The organism is Pantoea agglomerans (assembly GCF_020149765.1).
Classification (GTDB): domain Bacteria; phylum Pseudomonadota; class Gammaproteobacteria; order Enterobacterales; family Enterobacteriaceae; genus Pantoea; species Pantoea alvi.
Genome location: NZ_CP083809.1, coordinates 1,404,007 through 1,424,702, shown reverse-complemented (window position 1 = coordinate 1,424,702; position 20,696 = coordinate 1,404,007). Strand labels below are relative to the sequence as shown.

Annotated in this window: 16 protein-coding genes; 1 reads left to right on the top strand and 15 read right to left on the bottom strand. The window is 50.1% G+C overall.

The window, feature by feature from the left end; translation table 11 throughout:
* Positions 1–40 precede the first annotated feature (40 nt).
* A complete protein-coding gene (locus LB453_RS09340; protein ID WP_103796775.1) occupies positions 41–1,339 on the top strand; it encodes a succinylglutamate desuccinylase/aspartoacylase family protein in 1,299 nt (432 codons plus the stop codon).
* 32 nt (positions 1,340–1,371) lie between these two features.
* Here LB453_RS09340 and gndA read toward each other — a convergent pair whose 3' ends face one another.
* The 15 genes from gndA to LB453_RS09265 form a co-directional block, all read right to left on the bottom strand.
* A complete protein-coding gene (gene gndA / locus LB453_RS09335; RefSeq protein ID WP_103796774.1) occupies positions 1,372–2,781 on the bottom strand; it encodes an NADP-dependent phosphogluconate dehydrogenase in 1,410 nt (469 codons plus the stop codon).
* A 165-nt stretch (positions 2,782–2,946) separates the two neighbouring features.
* Positions 2,947–4,161, bottom strand: a complete 1,215-nt coding sequence (locus LB453_RS09330; RefSeq protein WP_224481700.1) for a hypothetical protein — start codon at positions 4,159–4,161, stop codon at positions 2,947–2,949.
* Positions 4,162–4,173: 12 nt separating this feature from the next.
* A complete protein-coding gene (locus tag LB453_RS09325; RefSeq protein WP_103796772.1) occupies positions 4,174–5,301 on the bottom strand; it encodes a glycosyltransferase family 4 protein in 1,128 nt (375 codons plus the stop codon).
* A complete protein-coding gene (locus LB453_RS09320) occupies positions 5,301–6,203 on the bottom strand; it encodes a glycosyltransferase (RefSeq protein ID WP_103796771.1) in 903 nt (300 codons plus the stop codon). The genes LB453_RS09325 and LB453_RS09320 overlap by 1 nt, the downstream gene beginning before the upstream one ends.
* Positions 6,200–7,351, bottom strand: a complete 1,152-nt coding sequence (gene glf, locus LB453_RS09315; protein WP_224481699.1) for a UDP-galactopyranose mutase — start codon at positions 7,349–7,351, stop codon at positions 6,200–6,202. Before glf ends, LB453_RS09320 begins: the two co-directional genes overlap by 4 nt.
* 3 nt (positions 7,352–7,354) lie before the next feature.
* The gene (locus LB453_RS09310) at positions 7,355–9,256 is read right to left on the bottom strand and encodes a DUF4422 domain-containing protein (RefSeq protein WP_103794045.1); all 1,902 of its coding nucleotides are present in this window, start codon (positions 9,254–9,256) and stop codon (positions 7,355–7,357) included.
* Between the two features lie 11 nt (positions 9,257–9,267).
* Complete coding sequence (locus tag LB453_RS09305) at positions 9,268–10,005, bottom strand: ABC transporter ATP-binding protein (RefSeq protein ID WP_103794046.1); 738 nt, start codon at positions 10,003–10,005, stop codon at positions 9,268–9,270.
* Positions 10,005–10,772, bottom strand: a complete 768-nt coding sequence (locus tag LB453_RS09300; protein ID WP_103794047.1) for an ABC transporter permease — start codon at positions 10,770–10,772, stop codon at positions 10,005–10,007. The genes LB453_RS09305 and LB453_RS09300 overlap by 1 nt, the downstream gene beginning before the upstream one ends.
* Before the next feature lie 300 nt (positions 10,773–11,072).
* A complete protein-coding gene (gene galE, locus LB453_RS09295; RefSeq protein ID WP_103794048.1) occupies positions 11,073–12,086 on the bottom strand; it encodes a UDP-glucose 4-epimerase GalE in 1,014 nt (337 codons plus the stop codon).
* A gap of 53 nt (positions 12,087–12,139) precedes the next feature.
* A complete protein-coding gene (gene galF, locus LB453_RS09290; protein WP_103794049.1) occupies positions 12,140–13,036 on the bottom strand; it encodes a UTP--glucose-1-phosphate uridylyltransferase GalF in 897 nt (298 codons plus the stop codon).
* A gap of 275 nt (positions 13,037–13,311) precedes the next feature.
* Positions 13,312–14,652: a lipopolysaccharide biosynthesis protein gene (locus LB453_RS09285; RefSeq protein ID WP_103794050.1), complete on the bottom strand. Its 1,341-nt coding sequence runs from the start codon at positions 14,650–14,652 to the stop codon at positions 13,312–13,314.
* Positions 14,649–15,872 (bottom strand): glycosyltransferase, encoded by a 1,224-nt coding sequence (locus tag LB453_RS09280; protein WP_103794051.1) that lies wholly within the window; start codon positions 15,870–15,872, stop codon positions 14,649–14,651. The genes LB453_RS09285 and LB453_RS09280 overlap by 4 nt, the downstream gene beginning before the upstream one ends.
* A gap of 4 nt (positions 15,873–15,876) precedes the next feature.
* Positions 15,877–17,139, bottom strand: coding sequence for a colanic acid biosynthesis pyruvyl transferase WcaK (wcaK, locus tag LB453_RS09275; RefSeq protein WP_103794052.1), 1,263 nt, complete (start codon positions 17,137–17,139; stop codon positions 15,877–15,879).
* Between the two features lie 186 nt (positions 17,140–17,325).
* Positions 17,326–19,536 carry a phage tailspike protein gene (locus LB453_RS09270; RefSeq protein WP_103794053.1) on the bottom strand — a complete coding sequence of 737 codons (2,211 nt, stop codon included), beginning with the start codon at positions 19,534–19,536 and terminating at the stop codon, positions 17,326–17,328.
* 90 nt (positions 19,537–19,626) lie between these two features.
* Entirely contained in the window at positions 19,627–20,661 is a 1,035-nt protein-coding gene (locus LB453_RS09265) for a glycosyltransferase (RefSeq protein ID WP_103794054.1), read from the bottom strand.
* Positions 20,662–20,696: the final 35 nt, after the last annotated feature.

The window sequence follows — 20,696 nt, the reverse complement described above, 5'->3', positions numbered from 1 at the left end:
AGTTGCGCCCTCTTCTAAATGAAAGGACAATCGGCGCCCTATGCATCAACAACATCATCCCCTTCTTAGCGCCTCGCTGGGCACTCAGCGCGAAATCGTCAGCTTCCACTTCGGCGAAGAAAAATATAAACAGGTCTATATTCAGGCGTCGCTGCACGGCGACGAGATCCCCGGTATGGCGGTCGCCTGGTTTCTGAAGCAGAAGCTGATGGCGCTGGAGTCCGCTGGCAGGCTGCGCGCTGGCTTTACGCTGGTGCCGGTGGCGAATCCGCTGGCGCTGGGCCAGCACTGGCACGGCACCCATCTGGGACGTTTTCACTGCGAGTCGGGCCAGGACTTCAACCGCCGCTTTCCGGCGCTGGGCGAGAAGCTGGCCACGGAGCTGGCGGGATCGCTGACGCCGAACGAAGGCGACAACAAGCGGCTGGTCCGCGAGGCTATCGATCGCCACTACCGCGATGTGATTGCAAAAACCGAACTCGAGGCGCAGCGCTTTACGCTGATGCGTATGGCGAGCCAGGCGGATCTGATGATTGATTTGCACTGCGACTGGGAGGCGCTGCCTCACCTCTATACCACGCCGCACGCCTGGCCAGACATTGAGCCGCTGGCGCGCTGGCTGGGGAGCGAAGTGCAGCTGCTGGCGCAGGTTTCCGGCGGTGAGCCGTTCGACGAAGCCTGCTGCGAACCCTGGCTGACGCTGGCGCAACGCTTTGGCGACCAGTATCCGATGCCGCGCGGCCTGCTGCCGGTGACGCTGGAGCTGCGCGGGGTGCGCGACGTCGATCCCGAGCAGGCGGAGCAGGATGCAGATGCGATTATCAGCGCGCTACGTGAGAGCGGCTATATCGCTGCGGAAAACCCGCTCGTATCCGCGGAAGTCGCCGCGCCGGTGATTGGCGGCGACGAGCTGGCGCTGGTGACGGCCAATGCCGAGGATATCGCCGGCATGACCGAGAGCAGCGCGGCGGCCAGCGCGCTGGAAGCGGTGGATGTGCCGGCAGAGAGTGGCGTGATTAAGCCGCGCCACAGCGAAGGCGCAGGTGCGGTCTCCCCGGCCCTTAAGCACCCTGCCACACCGCTGGCTGCGTGCGAATATATTCACTCACCGGTATCGGGACTGATTCTGCACCGTAAGAAGCTGGGCGCGCATATTCGTCCGGGCGAAGTGGTGGCGGAGGTGGTGGATCCGGTTACCGACAGTGTGACGCCGCTGGTGGCGGAGTTCGGCGGCGTGCTCTATGCGCGGCACTGGGCGAAGTTTGCGACGGCGGGGATGCTGGTGGTGAGGCTGGCGGGTGAAGATGAGGTGAGAAGCGGGGATTTGCTGGTGGGATAAAAAAAGGCTTCCTGACGGAAGCCTTTTTAATGTTAGTCCAGCCACTCGGTGTGGAACACACCTTCTTTATCGATGCGCTTGTAAGTATGCGCACCAAAGTAGTCGCGCTGCGCCTGAATCAGGTTGGCAGGCAGCACTTCTGAACGGTAGCTGTCGTAGTAAGCGATAGCGGCAGAGAAGGTCGGCGTCGGGATACCGTTCTGCACGGCGTAGGCCACGACGTCACGCAGCGCCTGCTGGTATTCATCGGCAATATTTTTGAAGTAAGGCGCCAGCAGCAGGTTAGCGATGTTGGCGTTTTCTGCATAGGCATCGGTAATCTTCTGCAGGAACTGCGCGCGAATGATGCAGCCAGCGCGGAAGATTTTAGCGATTTCGCCGTAGTGCAGATCCCAGTTGTACTGCTCGGAAGCCGCACGCAGCTGAGAGAAGCCCTGAGCGTAAGAGACAATTTTGCCCAGATAGAGCGCGCGACGCACTTTCTCAACAAATTCAGCTTTGTCACCGGTGAAGGCCTGCGCCTGCGGGCCGCTCAGCACTTTGGACGCGGCAACGCGCTGGGTTTTCAGCGAGGAGAGGTAACGCGCGAAAACAGACTCGGTAATCAGCGACAGCGGTTCGCCGAGATCGAGCGAGCTCTGGCTGGTCCACTTACCGGTGCCTTTGTTAGCCGCTTCATCCAGAATCACATCAACCAGGTAGTTACCCTCTTCATCTTTCTTGGTGAAGATATCCTTGGTGATGTCGATCAGATAGCTGCTCAGCTCGCCGTTGTTCCACTCGGTAAAGGTTTTCGCCAGCTCTTCATTGCTCAGACCCAGCGCGCCTTTCAGCAGGGCATAGGCTTCAGCAATCAGCTGCATATCGCCATATTCGATACCGTTGTGCACCATTTTGACGTAGTGACCCGCACCGTCTGGACCGATATAGGTGACACAGGCTTCGCCATCTTCAGCGCGCGCGGCGATTTTATCCAGGATCGGCGCAACCAGCTCGTAAGCTTCTTTCTGGCCGCCAGGCATGATAGACGGGCCCTTAAGCGCGCCCTCTTCACCGCCGGAAACGCCGGTGCCGATGAAGTTAAAGCCCTGCTCAGACAGCTCTTTGTTACGACGGATAGTGTCTTTATAGAAGGTGTTACCGCCATCGATCAGGATATCGCCTTTGTCGAGGTGCGGAGTCAGGGAGGCAATGGTTTTGTCAGTTGCTTCGCCCGCCTGCACCATCAGCAGAATACGGCGCGGTTTCTCAAGGGACTCCACAAACTCTTCAATGGTGTAGTAAGGCGCCAGTTTTTTTCCTTCGTTCTCAGCGATGACTTCATCGGTTTTTTCGCGAGAGCGGTTGAAGATAGAGACGGTGTAACCGCGGCTTTCAATGTTGAGAGCCAGGTTACGACCCATCACTGCCATACCTACAACGCCGATCTGTTGCTTGGACATTATTTACTCCTGTCTGAGTTTGAGGCTAATAATCATTCAAAATGAAATGAGCTTTAGTATCTTACAGTAGGATACAGGTAACATATATCAGCATATTAAAATCAAGCACTAACTGACAAAACCCATATAATTAATATGTGAACGAGACCAGAGCATTCTATAATTTTATATATTGCTACGAAGTTGCTCTAATTCTTCCTCACAAGCGCGAACACGCTCTATATATCGCTGAAGCTCAGAAGCTAAGGCCGCTTTTTCCTTTTTCAGATCCTCATAAAGATCTATTGCAGCATAAGCATCTAACGTTGATTGCTTTGCTTTACGCTGCTCATACTCAAGACGGCCTTGAAGATCAAGAATTATAGGCATTAAAACATCAGATGGGTTGATATGCGCATCAACAACACCAAATTCAGGATCAAAATTTTCCAAAGCCTTATCAATAGCGTTCTCGAAATCAGATGGCGACTCGGGATTTATCCAATACTTTGTAAGGATATAAGTAAGCGTTTTCTTTTGTAAAAGATTCATTTTTTCAGGTTGTGACGAAAACGCTTTTCTTAGGTCGTTTTTATCTGAAATGATATTACAGCATCGCTGCCACTCACATCTTCCAGAACAAAATACACTTGCACCATCTATTAATGCTTCAATGCCAACGCCTGAATTAACCGTTATTACAGATCTTGATTTCCTTACAAGATCATGAATATTACTATTAGTGCGAATTACCCACGGATTGCTTTCCGTCAAAAGCGTAATAGTCTCTTCTATGGCAAAAGACTGACAAAATGGATGCCGCTTTACAAGCAAATAGACCTGATTTTCCCTTGCTAATTCTGCCGCGTCATGAAGTAACTTTAAGCCGTCGTAGGGACTGTGAATAGATACGGGATCGTTCTGCACTTGCATTGGATAGAAGACAAAATCCGTGGCAATTTCTGGAACTAATTCATCTGACTGAGGATATTTGGAATTGTTTTTTTCTATAAACCGCTGCTTCCATTCTTCAAGAACCAGATCAACAGTCCCTTCATCTATTTTTGCAATCTCTTTCTCATAGCGCTCGAAATTGATAGAAATATCTGACCATCCAGAATAGCCAGAAGAATCCATTGAAAACAATGGAGTCACGGCTGCTTCTTTCATCCTTATGATATTTTTCTCTGCTCCCCAGGAATGATAAGAAAAAACTAAAGTTCCTTTTTCTGGTTGTCGAGGTGCTTCATCTGCGCCAAATGGCACTTCCCTAAAATACAATGGAATCTTTCTTTCTGTTAAGGCCAAAATAAGATTTGTAATAAAAGATTTATGTTTATATCCATCTACTGGGTTTTTCGTCCAGGAGACTGGGACTTCTACTACTATTTTATTAGGCATTAATTTCTCCACTTATTCAACCAGATGCCGATAAATTCCAAGTGTTTTCTCTACCACATATTTTGAACAAAAATGTGATTTAACTCTTAAATGCGCATTATGCCCAAGACTCTCTCTTAATTCCTTATTTTTTATTAAACACTCTAATTTATCCGCAAGGTCAATTATATCCTTATTTGCAATAAATCCAGTCAAGTTGTTTATTACTATACTGCTACATCCTCCAGTATTGTAAGCTATAGAAGGACGGCCTACGGCTGCAGCTTCAATAAGAATACGGGGAACCCCCTCTGCATAAACAGAAGGCAGTGCAACAATATTACATCTTCCTATTAGATCTTTGATATCATCTCGCTGACCTAACCAATATATAGCTTTAGAATTGGACCATTGCTCAATTACACTGTGAGGGATGGCATCAGGATCATTTTTGACAGTTATCCCTGCGACAAGTAATTCGAAATCAACGCCCTTATTTTGGAGCAAGTTTTTAGCTTTCACTAAATCAGCCAACCCTTTACTCCAAATTAGCCTGCTTGCAAAAAGAACAACTGGAGTGTTATTGGCAGGATCTGGCAAATATTTAAATTCGTCCGTATTAATTCCTGCACCATCTATAACTATGGTTTTTTCAGGCCTAATCCCTGTAATTGATATTAAGTCCGCCCGATCACTTTCATGTTCAAAAATCATAAAAATATCAGGTTTGGTGCTAAGCCATCGATAAAAACCCGAAACCAATCTTTTTATAATTTTATATTTTTTAGAAGGCGAAGAGAAAACTCTCCCCAACCCAACGAAACTCATCACAAGTTTCTTCTTAAAAAATTTTGCATACAACCCACCAATAATACAAGGCTTGATTGTAATACAGTGCAAAATGTCGGGATTAATAGCGCGGATGATCCTAAAGGAATTAATTAAATCTTTTACGATAACAAGCGGATTAAGTGATTGCTCAGACATTTTTGAATTATGGGCTTTAATACCTAAAGATGTAAATTCGCTCATAATCATTACGTCTTCAAATTTGCATACTACATGAACCTCATATCCGCTTTCTTTTGCAGCCAATGCTCGCTCTTTCCAGTGCAGATTAAAATACCAATCAGAGTTGATATAAAAACAAAGCTTTTTCATTAAACCCTGCCATTCTTTGATTCCTTTAACCTGAAACTAATTCCGTCAAAGATCCCTTTCGTCAGATATTTCACATAACTAAGTTTGTTATCTGACTTTACAACCATAAAATAGCATTTCACTAATCTTAGTATTATAGAAATCAAGCTAAAAGGTCTATTTTTCTTAAAAAGGAATCTCGATAAAATCAAATTTCGCGACAAATAATAAACCTTCCATGGCAGCATTGCTGAGTTAGACTCAAGAATATCGTGATAAAAATTTAATTCTGGATTGAAAATAATTTTACAATCATTGAGATGAAGTTCCCACGAAAAATATACATCGTCAAAATAAATAAACAAGTCTTTGTTTATTTTATGGTAATGTCTTTTTAAAACATTGAAGTTAATGAACACACCAACAAAGGAAAAAGTAACAACTTCTGAAACCTGGGAAGGACGGGCTTCGTAACGAGAAGGTTCATTATAATAGCTAATAATATCCCCCAGGCTATTCGGAATTTTGAGCCAGGGAATATTCATTTTACATCGTGAACCTTTCATATCAACAACGTTAGTAACAACTACCTGTGCGTTGTCATTATGACTCGTCATAAATTTTTTAAGTATATCTGGCTCAGGGTAGGCATCATCATCAAAGAAAAGCACCCAGTCAGGGGTGCTGTTTTTCGCTAACCATTCAGAGCCTTTATAAAAGCCACCTGCCCCGCCTTCATTAACGTCATTTGAAATAACTCTAAGACGTGAATCTTGTAGCTCATTAAGCCACTCTCCCGTAGCATCAGTTGATGCATTATTCACAATTATTATTTCGTGAAATGAAAGCGGCTCAATTGCAGCCCAACATTTTTTTAGTTTGTCGAGACGATTGTAAGTGACGATTAAAGCGGCGATTTTCATCTAGGGTTAACCACAAAGACCGGCATTTGCAGTTCATTCTGAATACAATTACGGTATGTCTTAACGACATCTAAAGCTTCTTTTATCGTAACATCCATATCAAGATAACGATAAGTGCCAAGCCGCCCTATAAAAGTAAGGTTGGTTTCTTTTTCCGCCGCATCCAGATATTGATTTAACAATTGCATTTCGCCCATTTGACGAATCGGATAGTAAGGAATATCTTTCTCCGTTGATGCACGACTAAACTCTTTATAACAAACGGTATTTTCATGATTTTCCCAAGGCGCGAAGTACTTGTGCTCTGTTATTCGTGTATAAGGAACATTCACGTCACCGTAATTCATTACTGCACAACCCTGAAAATCACCTTCCGCCTCAAACCGTTGAAAGTCTAAAGTCCTGTAGCCTAAACGACCTAATGTGAAGTCAAAATATCCATCTAAAGGACCACTATAAAAAACATGATCATATTTATCTTTGTCATTTTTATCAAAGTGTGTATTTAATTCAACATGGATGTTTTCATGGTTTAAAATAGACTCTACGATTACCGTATACCCATCTCTAGGCATCCCCTGGAACTTATGATTGAAATAATTGTCATCATAATTAAATCGCACAGGTAATCTTTTCAGAATAGAAGCAGGCAATTCTTTCGGTTCAATACCCCATTGTTTTATAGTGTAACCTTTAAAAAATGCCTCATACAATTCCTTGCCCACAAATCGTAATGCTTGATCCTCAAACGTTTTAGGGTCGGTAATACCTTTATCGCCCTTAGAATCAATCAACTCTTTAGCTTGCGAAGGATTACAGGTTTTATTGAAGAATTGATTTATGGTATGCAAGTTAATAGGCAAAGAATAAACGCTTCCATTTACGGTCGCTTTCACCCTATTAACATATGGCATCATGACACCGTGAGCATTTATATAATCCCATACTTCTTCATTATCAGTATGGAAAATATGTGGGCCATAGGTATGCACCATCACATTAGTATTAGCGTCTCTTTCGCTATAACAGTTACCGGCTATGTGATTTCGCGAGTCGATAATATGGATATTATGTCCATCTTCAGCTAGCTCGCGACCAATAACTGCACCTGAAAAACCTGCACCGACAATCAAAATATTCTTTTTCATAGTTTAACCTAAAATTACGCGACGAACTCTGTAATAATTACGAGCAATTAACTGCCTGCGCTTACTTCCAACAGGTGCATATTTATTCAAATAGGGCATTAATTTTCTTTTGATTTTAGTCTGCAAAAGTATTTTATGTTCTATTTGAGGTGCGGCTGACACAAACGTTCTGTTAAGCCGATCATAAACTTCTTTTTGCCATGGCGTATTATTAACATACGACATAAAGTTATCAAAGAAATCTACATGTGGTGTATCCCACGGTTTATTTTCGCCTGCAAAATGAATCATTTTTGGATTTTTACGTGACTTCAAAAAACCCATATAAGTTTCAAATTTCAGGTTTGGGAAAAAATCATCGGTATTGCCATTACCATGATAAACGTTCCACTCGCCTGGTAGATAATGAACGCGGTCATTGAATACCTTATTCATGATATCCTGATCGAGGAACCAGTAGTTTCTGGCCTTCATTGCCTGCATTAATTTCCCATAAGTATTCTCTTTTTGCATTTGAGCAATATTAAAAAGAATTAGCCCTGCCTGGAAGTATTGTTGAGTCTCTTTCATCTCCAGGACAGTTTCGAGATATTCTTTTGCAGCAATGTCTTTAGGCTCATCAATATGGGCTATAGCACCAAACTTGACGAATCCTTCCATCACAATATCTCTAACAGCCGCAATCAAGTTATTGCCAAGTTGAATATGAACAAGCTCTGCCACATCGCTTTCAACGATTGTATCAGCATCGATAAATAGAACTTTTTCAAAATCAGAGAAAAGAGAGGGAATAAATAATCGTGCATAGGTCGCGGCACTAAAGTGCGCTCGCGTATAAACGCTCTTCATTTCACTAAAAGCATTTACATCGAAGAAACGAATGGAAAAATTTTCTTTAGCTTTTAACAGGGAGCATAAACGAGTCTTGTTTCTTACTGAGACTCCATTTTCAAGCACGACGATATCATAATTATCATCTGCGTGGCTATTCTTAACGATAGAGTTGATTAATGCTCCACCGCTAAGAGAATAATTGTCATCAAAGCAAATTACCACCGGCACATTTTTTTCAGGAAATGCAGGCTTAAGCTTGCCATTAAAAGTTTCTGTTTTAACAAAGGTTCGCTGAAGCTCTTTTTTCTTTAAGGGCGAATGTTTTTCTTTATGAATGATGAAGATGTTAAAAAGCCTTTCTGAAATATGTCCAATGACCCTTTTCTCCTGTGCATTATAGTTACGTAATGCAAAGTTTTTTTCGAGATCATCAAATATATTGAAAAGCCATTCAGAGTATTCACAAAAAAGCTCTGAACGCATAACGAACATGTTAGTGTAATAACCATCATGTGCGCTGTTAAAGGTTTTAACAGCTGAAGCATACTCAGGATAAAGATATAAAAGACTATCAATTGCTGCCTGATAATCTTCAATATGTAGATGAGGGGATATCTTATAATGCTCATAATTATTTTTACTGCCAGCTTGCCTTACGCTCCACTTCCTGGGCAAAAGAATATCATTATCACCAATAGCCTTAACGATAGCTTCTTCATTTAAACCAAACTTCTCTTCATATTCAGGAGAAATAATATCTTCATTAACGACACCCCATGCATCTTCAACATAATCCTGATGCTCAGAAAAATTCAGGTGACGTCTGTAGTGCATAAAGCCGACATACTCGGATGAAATATCGTTTTTCCAGACCCAATATTGTGCAGTCAGCTCACAATAAAAGGGGTTTTTGAATGAAATATTGTCTCCAGTGTCATCCCCATCGCAGCAAATTTCATTATAGCTGTTAGCTTTGCCTACATGGATAGGTTTGATGACAGGAGATGATAAGAAAGCGCTTGGCTTATGATGGCTTGTATAAAGCTTTACTTTTTCTTTGTTGATATTCATTAGATGTTTCCCTACATTGAAGAACGATATTCTTTTAATATATTTTCGGCATTGCCACTCGCTTTTAATCGGTGGTTTTCAATCCAGATAACACGATCGCAAATTTTCTCAATATCACTTAAATTATGGCTGACAAATAATATTGTCACCCCTTTAGCTTTGAATTTATCAATGGTATCAATACATTTCTTTTGAAATGCATAATCACCCACAGCTAACACTTCATCAATAATAAGAATATCCGGATCGACTTGTGTAATTACTGAAAAACCTAGCTTTGCAAGCATTCCACTTGAGTACACTCTGATAGGTTCATCGATAAACTCACCTAGCTCAGAAAACTCAATGATCTTTTCCAGCCGTTCATTCAGCTGCTTTCGCCGTAAACCAAGTAAAGTAGCATTGAGCCGAATGTTTTCACGCCCGGTCAGTTCTGGATGAAAGCCACCGCCTAGCTCCAGCATTGAGGCGACTCTTCCTGTAGTTGTTACTGAGCCTGCGCTAGGCTTAATTACTCCTGCAACCAAGCCTAGTGAAGTACTTTTACCCGCGCCATTTCGCCCAATGAGTGCAACAGATTCACCTTTATTTACGGTGAAACTTATATCTTCTATAGCTAAATAACTTCTGCCAGATAGCAATGTCAAAGCACGCTTTGGATTAAAAATGAGCTCTTTAATACCAGAACCAATATGGTGATATAAAGGGTAACGTTTAGTCACCCCTTTAAATTCTATTGCGACTTCCATTATAAGATCTCAGCAAATCGGAATTTTAATTTATTGAATACCCATGAACCAATGATGAGGGTGACCACACTCATTCCATATAAAGATAAGATTTTTTCATAATCGACGTGACCATTCATAAATAGCTCTCGCCAGCTCAAAATCATATCAGCAAGGGGATTATAGTTAATCAACCACTGATAATTTTGAGGGATCATATCTCCTGCATAGAGAATCGGAGTACAATAAAAGAGCAACATGATACCTAAAGTAATAAAACGCTCCAGGTCGCGAAAAAAAAGATTTAGCGTTGAGAGAAAAAGGGCAATGCCATATGAAAATAGGAGTTGCGCCAGGCCGATTAGAGGAATGCCATATATCCAGTTCCAGTGAGGCGTCATGTCATAAATAAACAGAAAAACAATTATCACCGGGATAGTACATAAAAAGTGCAGACATTCCATCATAACATTGCTGAAGGGGATAACAGAGCGAGGAAATACTGTCTTCTTGATTATCTGGGCGTTAGCAATAAATGAAAATAACGAGTTCGATGTCGTACTCGCAAACCATTGCCACGGAAATAATCCTGTAATGATGAAAATGGTGTAATTAGGTATTTGTACCCGCATGATAAGTTTGAAAATAAAATAGTAGATCATGGCAAAAAGCAATGGGTTTGCTATCGACCACAAATATCCCAGAAAGCTACTTTTGTATCGAACTTTGAGCTCTTTCTCAGTGATAACTGATACTAAATCAATGAGATAACCTAAACTAAACTTCATACTTTACGCTCTGTATTCAACTTTCAAATTGATTGATTTACGTTCGGCCTTGCGCAATAAATATGCTACCGCCCCTGGCTCAACAGCTACCAGTAAACTACAGACTAAGCCACGTTGTCGGGTCCTTTTGTAACAATGTTAAAGGCTAAAACTGCCAGTCAGTGCCTTATGATTGCTGCAACAAAATATAGTAAACGTTTGATATTAGCATTTCCTGCTAAGACTTCAAAGCCAGCAAATTTAGATTAGTTATAAAGTAAAAAAGCCTGTCCGTAGACAGGCTTTTGATTAAATAATCAGTTATTTAAATCCGTTCGGGTTCTTGCTCTGCCACTTCCACGTATCGCGCATCATCTCTTCGATCCCGCGCGTCACGCGCCAGTCCAGCTCTTTATCCGCCAGGCTCGCATCGGCCCAGAAGGCCGCCAGGTCGCCGTCGCGACGCGGTTTGATCTCATAAGGAATCTGCTTGCCGGACGCCGCTTCAAACGCCTTGATCATCTCCAGCACCGAGTAGCCTTTACCCGCGCCGAGGTTGTAGGCCTTATAGCCTTCCACCCTGGGTAAGTGATCGAGCGCTTTCAGATGCCCTTCCGCCAGGTCGACGACGTGAATGTAGTCGCGCTGACAGGTCCCATCCGGCGTCGGGTAATCGCCGCCGAACACGCCGAGCTGCGGCAGACGACCGATTGCCACCTGCGCGATATAGGGCAGCAGGTTGTTGGGAATGCCGGTCGGGTCTTCGCCAATCTCGCCAGACTCGTGAGCGCCTACCGGATTGAAGTAGCGCAGCGCGATGGCTTTGAATTTCGGTTCGGCGAAGGCGAAGTCGCGCATCACCAGCTCAATCATCAGCTTGGAGGTGCCGTAAGGGCTGGTGGTGCCGCCAATCGGCGTGGTTTCCACATAGGGAACCGGGGCGTCAGCGCCGTAAACGGTGGCGGAAGAGCTGAAGATAAAGTTATAGACGCCAGCGGCGCGCATCTCTTCCAGCAGCACTACGGTGCCGGCAACGTTGTTCTCGTAATACTCCAGCGGCATGCGGGTCGACTCCCCTACCGCTTTCAGCGCAGCGAAGTGAATCACCGCTTCGATGTCGCTGCTGGCGAAGAGATCGCGCAGGCAGGCGCGGTCGCGGATATCGCCTTCGACAAAGGTCGCTTTTTTACCTGCCAGCTTCTCAACGCGATTAATCGCCTCGCGCGAGGCGTTGCACAGGTTATCCAGTACCACAACGTCGTCGCCGCGCTGCAATAACGCCAGCACCGTATGCGAGCCGATATATCCCGCCCCGCCCGTTACCAAAATAGCCATGTGTGCTCCTGTCTAAGCTGCCGCGTCAGGGCGCGGCAAAACGTGAGAAAAGGTTATTTTGCCAGAATTTTCTCGATAGCGGCGCGGAATTCCTGTCCCATGCCGTTGCTGCGCAGGCCGTAAGAAACGAACGCCTGCATATAGCCGAGTTTACGACCGCAGTCGAAGCTGCGACCCATCAGCAGGGCGGCGTCAACCGGCTTCTTCTGGCTCAGGCTGGCGATCGCATCGGTAAGCTGAATACGGCCCCACGCGCCTGGCTCGGTGCGCTCCAGCTCGCCCCAGATATCAGCGGAGAGCACATAGCGGCCGACCGCGGCCAGATCGGAGTTCAGCGGTGCCGGCTCTTCCGGTTTCTCGACGAAGTTGGTGATTGTGCTGACGTCCCCTGGGTTGTCCAGCGGCTGCTCGGTGGTGATCACTGAGTACTCAGAGAGATCGGCGGTCGGCATATGCTGCGCCAGCACCTGGCTGTGGCCGGTCTCTTCGAAACGCGCCACCATAGCGGCGAGGTTATAGCGCAGGTGGTCGGCGGTGGAATCATCCAGCAGCACGTCCGGCAGCACCACGACGAAGGGGTTATCGCCAATCATCGGGCGTGCACACAGAATAGAGTGGCCGAGGCCCAGCGGCTGCGCCTGACGAACGTTCATAATAGTGACGCCCGGCGGGCAAATTGACTGCACTTCGCTCAGCAGCTGACGTTTTACGCGCGCTTCAAGCAGCGCTTCCAGCTCGTAAGTGGTATCGAAGTGGTTTTCCACCGCATTTTTGGAAGCATGGGTGACCAGCACGATCTCTTTGATGCCTGCTGCAACGCACTCATCAATGATGTATTGAATCATCGGCTTATCAACGACAGGCAGCATCTCTTTTGGAATTGCTTTCGTCGCCGGGAGCATATGCATACCGAGACCCGCAACCGGGATTACTGCTTTAAGCTTGGTCATATTTTTTCCATTTCATGAAGTGAATACGTGCGGTCGATTATGCAGGATCGGCCAGAACTGCAAGTATAATCTTTATCCGAAAATCCGACACTAAATGCCTGTCATCCCTTAGAAATTCATCTTTTTCCCACTGTTCAGGAGCGCCATAAAGTGAGTAAAGACAAGCGCTAACCCAGGTGTTAAAACCTGTACCGGGCACGCTACATAATCAGGGTCAATGCCAGGCTAAAAAAGAGTCGGGCGGCACGCTGGCCGCCCGAGATAAGAGACGTTGATCAGAGCCAGCCTTCAAACCACTCCGGCATGATAAACAGGTTGAAATGGCTCACCAGCCCGATCGCCGCGATAAATAACGCCGATACCGACACCCACTGTCGCGCATAGGGCATAAAGCGAATACCAATCACCGGCCTGATAAAGAACGGGTGAGCGAAGGCGGAGATCAGCACCTGCGAGATCGACAGCGTCAGCGCCACATAGAGCACGTTCGGCCAGATAAAGGTGGTCGCCAGCACCGCCAGCACCACCAGACTCGCGACCACATTCCAGTAGAACTCAACGCTGGTGCGTCCGTTGGCCTGGGAAATCGCGCCGGTCAGCCCGCCCATCGGTCGCAGCATGCCAAACAGCAGCATCAGCGGGATCAGATGGTAGACCTGCTCGTGCGACGCGCCATAGAGCACGCGCACAATCACCGGCGAGAGGATGCCGATGGCGAGATACATGGCGCTGCTGAACAGCATGATGACAAAGGTGCCCTTCAGGAACAGCTTTTCCAGCTGCTCCGGATCCTGCTGTTTCTCGGCGAAGCGCGGCAGCGCCAGGCGGTTGATCACCGGCGATACCAGCTTCAGCGGCTGGAGGATCAGCTCTTTCGCCAGCGAGTAGATGCCGAGCATCTCGGCGCCCATCACCTTGCCAACAATCAGCGCGTCCGCCTGGGTGCGCAGCTGGTTGATAGTCTGCGAGCCGAGCTGATAGATGCCGTAGCGCACCGCGCTGATAAAGGTCGCTTTGTCAAACTCCCACCCGGGCCGCCAGGACTTCTCGCCAAAGGCGATCATACAGAGGATACGGGTAAAGGCGTTGATAAACAGGCCAAGGATCGCCGCTGCCACCGTCAGCGAGGTGAAGTAGAGCATCGCTACGGTACAGGCGAAAGCGAACAGCTTAGTGGCCATCTCGATTTTCGCCAGCAGCACCATACGTTTGGTCTTGATATAGTGCGCCTGATACTGAGACAGATGCCCCAGCACCAGGAAGTTCAGGCTGGTCAGCATAATCAGCCCCACCAGCTCCGGCAGGTGGTAGAACCAGGCGATGGGATAAGCGATGCCGAGCAGGATCAGGCCGGTGGCCAGACTCAGCGAGACGTTGACCCAGTAGATAGTGCTCTGCTCGCGCCGGGTGATCTGCTGCCGATGCACGATATAGCTGCTCATCCCCATATCCTGCAGCACGGTCGCCACCGCCAGAATGGCGTTGATGATCGCCAGCAGCCCCAGCTCATGCGCCTCCAGCTTGCGCGCCAGCACGCTAAGCTGCAGCACCTGCAGCAGCGCGGCGAAACAGGTACTGCCAAACAGCCAAATCGCCTGTTTTTTCAAACCACTCACGCCAGCTGCTCCAGAAGCCTCGCCAGCTCGCCGTAGGCGATATGCTGGTTAAATTCCGTTTCAACTTTATGCCGCGCCGCCGCAACCACCGGCGCGACGTCAATATCGCCCTGCGACAGCCTGAAGAGCGTATCGGCCAGCGCCTCGGCGTCATCTTCCGGCACCAGCCAGCCCGAGACGCCGTTCTCAATCAGCTCGGGAATGCCGCTGTGGAAGGTGGACACCACCGGCAGCCCCACCGCCATCGCCTCCATCAGCGCGACCGGAATGCCCTCCATATCGCCATCGGCGGCGGTTTTCGACGGCAGCAGGAAAATATCCGCTTCGCTCAGGGCGGCGCGGATCGCCTCCTGCGGCTTAAAGCCCGGCATGCTGACGCAATCTTCCAGGCCGGCGTTGGCAATATGCTCGCGCATCATCTCATCCTGGTCGCCGTTGCCGATAATGGTGAACTCAAACTGCCCGCCGCGCTGCTTCAGGATCTCGCTGGCCTTCACCGCCACGTCGAGCCCCTTCTTCTCGGTAAGACGCGCCACGGAAACAATGCGCAGCGGCGAATGAAACGCCTGGCGCGGCTCAAAGCTGAACTTCTCCGGCTCGATGCCCATGCGGGTGACGTGGATCTTCTCCGGCGGGCAGCCCATCTCGATCAGCTTGCGCTCCCAGAGATGGCTAATCGGCAGCAGCAGCTCGCTCTGTTCGAACAGATTGACGTAGTCCTGCTTGTGCTCTTCCAGGATATGGCGGCGAGAAATATCCGCGCCGTGAAACACCGTCGCCTGTTTGCCCACCAGCACGCCCAGCTCGCGCAGCTTGTTGGCCAGCGCGCCCGCATAGCCGAAGTGTACAAGGAACACGTCGGCGGTATAGGGCTGGCGGGTATTGGCCACGATAGAGGGCAGCAGCAGTTTGCTGGACTGCGCGCCGTAGCGGCGCACGTTCAGCGAGCGGATCAGCGCGGGTTTAGCCACTTTCGGCAGCACCAGCTTCAACCGCTGGTTGAGCTTGTCGATATTCGAGACTTTCTCTTCCGGCAGTAGATAGTGAGTGCGCGCCGCCAGCTGATATTCGTCGAAGGCCGCGTGACGGTTCACCAGATCGCCTGGGAACACAGAGATAATCTCTACGTCGTAGCCGGCGTCGATAAAATGGGTCACCTGGTTCAGCACGAAGGTCTCAGAGGCGACCGGGAAACGCATGGTGAAAAAAGTCAGTTTCATAGCATTACCCCAATACGTTGAGGATCTCTTCTGTGATCCGGTTACCGACTTCGCGCTCATGCGCAACCGCCGTATTGACCTGCTGCCTGATGGCGTCGTAATTCGCCAGCACCTCGTTAACTTTGCCGATCAGCGAGCCGTCCATCAGGCTCTTCACGTCGGTCGCCATCTGCGGCAGACCGAGCTGATTCATTACGCCCATCGACTTGTGTTCGTAGTTAATAGCCACGGCCGGCGTGCCGAAGTTCATGGAGATAATGGCGGAGTGCAGGCGCGTGCCGATGGTGAGATGGCAGTGGCTCAGCAGAATGCCCAGCTCCAGGTCGTTGAACTCATCCATAATGACGTGGTAATTCTCCGGGCGCTCGACGCTGTCGCGCAGCGTCAGCGCCACCATACGATCGTCTTTGGCATAGCTGTCGATGCCGGTGCAGGTTGAAAACGCCACCACCTGATAGCCTTCGGCGATCATCGCGTTGATGACGCGGCCAAAGGCGGCCTCATACTCCTGCTGCGTTACGCCCAGCCGCTTGTCGAACGGCGCCAGCTCGCGCACGGTGATAGCAATGGTTTTGCGGCTGCTGATAATCTTCTGCCAGTGCAGCAGGTTATGGCTAGGCTGTTCGACGCTGCGCGCGCGCACCAGAAAGGCGGTGTCGACGCCGGGGGCGACTTTGCGCGTGGTCACGCCATCTTTTTTCATCAGATCGAGGCTGACCGATTCGCGCAGCACCAGGCTGTCGACGCGGTCAAAAACAAAGTTCGCCAGCGCGTTGACGCGCGGATTCTGAAAAGGACCGACCGAGTGGCCGATCAGGTAGATCGGCTTTTTCGCCATCAGGGCGCAGAGCGCATGGTCGAACTGCGTCACGCCGTAGAGATCGACGAAGAAGGAGCCGCCGACCTGAATAATCGCGTCATACTGCTTCAGGCTGTCGGCAAAGGTCTGCAGATGTGCCGGTACGGCGAAGGATTTAAACGGGCCGCCTTTGCCGAGATGCGCCATCATAATGTTCGGCATCAGCCGGTTGGCAATCTTGCGCTTAACCGTGCCAATAAGGCCCTTCGCCCCTTTGCTGTTGTGCAGAAACAGCGAGTCCTGCTTAATGTCCTGCTGGAGCAAATACCCAGAGCTCGTTGGATAACGGCTGATCACATCAATCTCTATGTCACTGCGGGCGGCATGTATTGAATCGATCAGCCCGCGGAGAATCGCGCCATCCCCGCGATTCCCACACGTGTGGTTACCCACCAATAAAATTTTCATCCAAAACTCCGAAAAAATTCTTTTAATTTTTTACCCGGCCGGTACTGCTGCGATGCGTCGGATAAACAAACCGCCCTGTCCTGACGGGCAAAGTAAACTCTGTGTTTAAAAAACAACCAAAAGACAAGCTAAAAAAAGCTCCAGAGGGTGCTGCTCGCGCGCTTCCCTGCGCGCGGTAAGAGGTTATTAGCCCTTCACGGCGAAATAGGGCACGGCGCACTGTTCGCCGTTAATCACCATTGAGATAAAGCCTTTCGGCTTGCTGGTGTCGACCTGATCGGCATGCAGCGCGCGCGAGGCCAGCAGCAGATCGCCCTGCTCGTTGCCGCCGATGCCCGCCTTGCCGTTATGCAGGCTGAAGCGCTGCGGCGCCGCCACGTTGCCGGACGGCGGCGTGGCCTTCTCCATGCTGGCGCTGACGCGGGCGCAGCGGCCGGTGGCGAAGCGGTCTTTGCTGGTGGTCTTCATCAGCACCACCGCCGACGGCGTCCAGCCCGCCAGCTTAACGAAGAGGCGCACTTCGCTGTCGCTGGTGGCGACGTAGCGCACCTCGACCACCGGGCTGCTCCCCTCCGCCGACCAGCTCGCCTCCGCCTTGCTCTTCTTGCGCTGCACGTGGATTACCGCGCGGCCGCCGGTCGAGCGATCGGCGATTGGGTTCATCAGCGGCTGGCTGGTGCTGCCGTTGCTGAACTCCGACTGACCAAAGATTTCGATCTCCCAGGCGTCGCCGACATCGGGGGAATAGATCGTGCCCAGCTCGAACCAGGTCTGCTGGTCGCTGTTGTTCACCAGCCGCCAGCGCGAGGTGATGTAGTTGTATTTCAGACTGCCGTCGATGGCGACGCCGTAAGACTCGACGCGCGTCGACCCCATCTCCCAGACGTTAAGCCAGCGCTCGCCCTGATCGGAGTTATCGATCCAGCTACCGGACTGTAAATTGGTCTGGCGCATATTGAGGCGCGAGTTGTGCGCAATCAGCGGATTTTTACAATCTTCCAGGCTCAGCGCATCGACGATCCACTGACCGTTGGAGATATCGCCCGGATGGTCGCAGTGCTCGATCCAGCCATTATGAATAATCGACTGGCTGCAGCGCGGCAGGTTAAGCACCATGCCGCCGCGGCAGTTCTGCGCGTTGAAGTTAGAAAGCTCGATAGCGGTGCTGTGATCCCAGGCGCCCGCTTTACGACCTGACCAGCCCGCTTTAATCACGTCGCCGGTGCAGCGCGAGGCGTACCACTGATCGATTTTGCAGTCGAGCGTATCCAGCAGGCTGAGCGCGGTGCCGCCCACCGCGTTGAAACGCAGGCAGGCGCCGCGGAAGAACTGGCCGCCGTCGCAGGTGTTGCGAAACAGCCCCTGTTTATTGGGCCGCTTGTCGCTGTTGCCGTTGAAGATCAGGTTAGAGATCTCCACCCAGCGCGCGTTGACGTCGAAGACGAACTCCGACTGGCCGTCGGAGACGATAGTGGTGGCCGGGAAGTAGCCGAAGTTAACCATCGCGCCAGAGATGCGGAAAAAGCGGCGGCCTTCGCTGCCGAAATCGCAGGCGGAGACAAAGAAGGTGCCGGCAGGGAACTGCACGCAGATAGGCTGCTGCGCCTGTTCCGACCACTGGTACATCGCCTTGATGGCGGGCGCGGCGTCGGTTTTGCCGTCGGCGATGGCGCCAAAGTCGAACAGTGACAGGCGGTTAAAGTCGTCTACCACGCGGCGCCAGTAAAAGCCCTCGCCGGCAAAGTTTACGCCGCCGTCATCTTTCACGCTCTGGAAGCTGCCGACGAACTCGCCGCCGCCCACTTCCAGCCCTTCATGCCAGCTTTTTAGCTTGATTTTCGCCCCTTCGAACAGCGGACGGGTTTTGCGCAGCTCCTCAACCGAGGCGATCTCGCCAATCAGCTGGTAGCCGCCCGGCTGCGCCAGCCGCTGGCTGAACGCCGCCTGCCCCGGACGGCTGACGTCGGGAATGTTAAACAGCGTATTGCCGTCTTTGTCTTTCACCGTCATGGAGTGCGCCGGGTCGGCGATCAGCGCGGCGTTGTCGTGAACGAAGCGGGCGAAGCTGCCTTTGTTGAGCGCGATGGGCTGGGTGATTTGCGCCAGCTTGCCGCTGTCGTCACGCAGGAAAACCGGGATCTGGTTGCCGGCCTGGCTGGCGTCGCTGCCCGCTTTGCCGATCCAGAGCTCTCCTTCGAAGCCCTGCCAGAACTGTGGCGGCATGGCGTAGAGGTTCTCCGGGGTCAGAATCGGCACGTCGCCTTTCGGCACCGCCGCCGGATCGACCGTTTTCAGGGTGACGCCGCTGTTTTTCGCGGCGTGGCTGGAGAACGCACTGACGGAGAGTGCGGCAACAATGGAGGAGGCTGCGCTCTGCAAGACTTCTCTTCTTTTCATGCATCTAATCCCGTAGTCGATGGGGCCGCGCAATGGGCCATAACAGTGTCCCCTGAGGCACGTTGCAATCGGGCCCGTCCCTTGCCGCTGTTAAACCAGCGCCAGCCAGCTCTGCTTGATCTGCTTACCGTCAAATTTCAGCGCGGTAATTTTTGTTTTCTGACTCATGGCGTAGAAGAGCGCGTCGTCGCTGGCGAGCTGATCCATGCGCGCCAGGAAGGTCGCTTTGTCATTCATCGGCACCAGGAAGCCATCTTCGCCCTGGTTGATAATCTCCTGCGGGCCGGTCGGGCAGTCATAGGCCACCACCGGCAGCGACCAGGATTTGGCTTCCAGCAGCACCAGCGGCAGCCCTTCATAGCGCGAGGTCATCAGCGCCATATCGCTGTCGCGGTAGTAGTCGTTGATATTGCTGACGCGGCCGACAAAGTTGACGCGGCCGCTGATGCCGAGCGCCGCCGCCTGATCTTCCAGCTGCTGGCGCAGTTCGCCGTCGCCGGCGATGACCAGCGTCCATTCCGGATGGGTCTGCGCGAAGTCGCGCCAGATATCGAGCAGCAGATCGAACCCTTTCTGATGATCGAGACGGCCCACCGCCAGCGCCTGACGGCTGCGCGAGGTGCGCTCAAAGGCTTTGTAGACCACCGGATTGGGAATTTGCTTGCTCGGAATGCGCCAGCGGGAAAAGACCTGGTGGTCTTTGTCGGTCAGGACGATGACCCGATCGTAGTAGCGCAGCAGCAGGTACTTGAGGAGTTTGATCGGCTTGCTGAAGGAGTTGATGGCGATATGTTCACAGGCATAGGCCTTGAAGCGCTTCTTCTTGCCGGAGAGCAGGCTCCAGAAGGCGAACATCACGCTCAGGCGCCCCATGCTGATAAGAAATACGCTATCGACCTCTTCGCTGTGAATGCGTTTGACGATGCTTTTGATCGGATTGCTGTGCCCCTCGAAGCTGACGATCTCTTTCACGTGCTCAAAGGGATAGAAGGTTTTACCGCTGCCTTCCAGCGAATAGATGGTGACGTCATGCGTTTCGCCCAGACACTCGGACATAAAGTTACAGATGTTCTCAGTGCCGGCGTACGAATAGGCATCTTTGATCACCAGGACGATTTTTTTCATTTAACGCTACCCACCTCAAAAGAGTAAAAAGACAA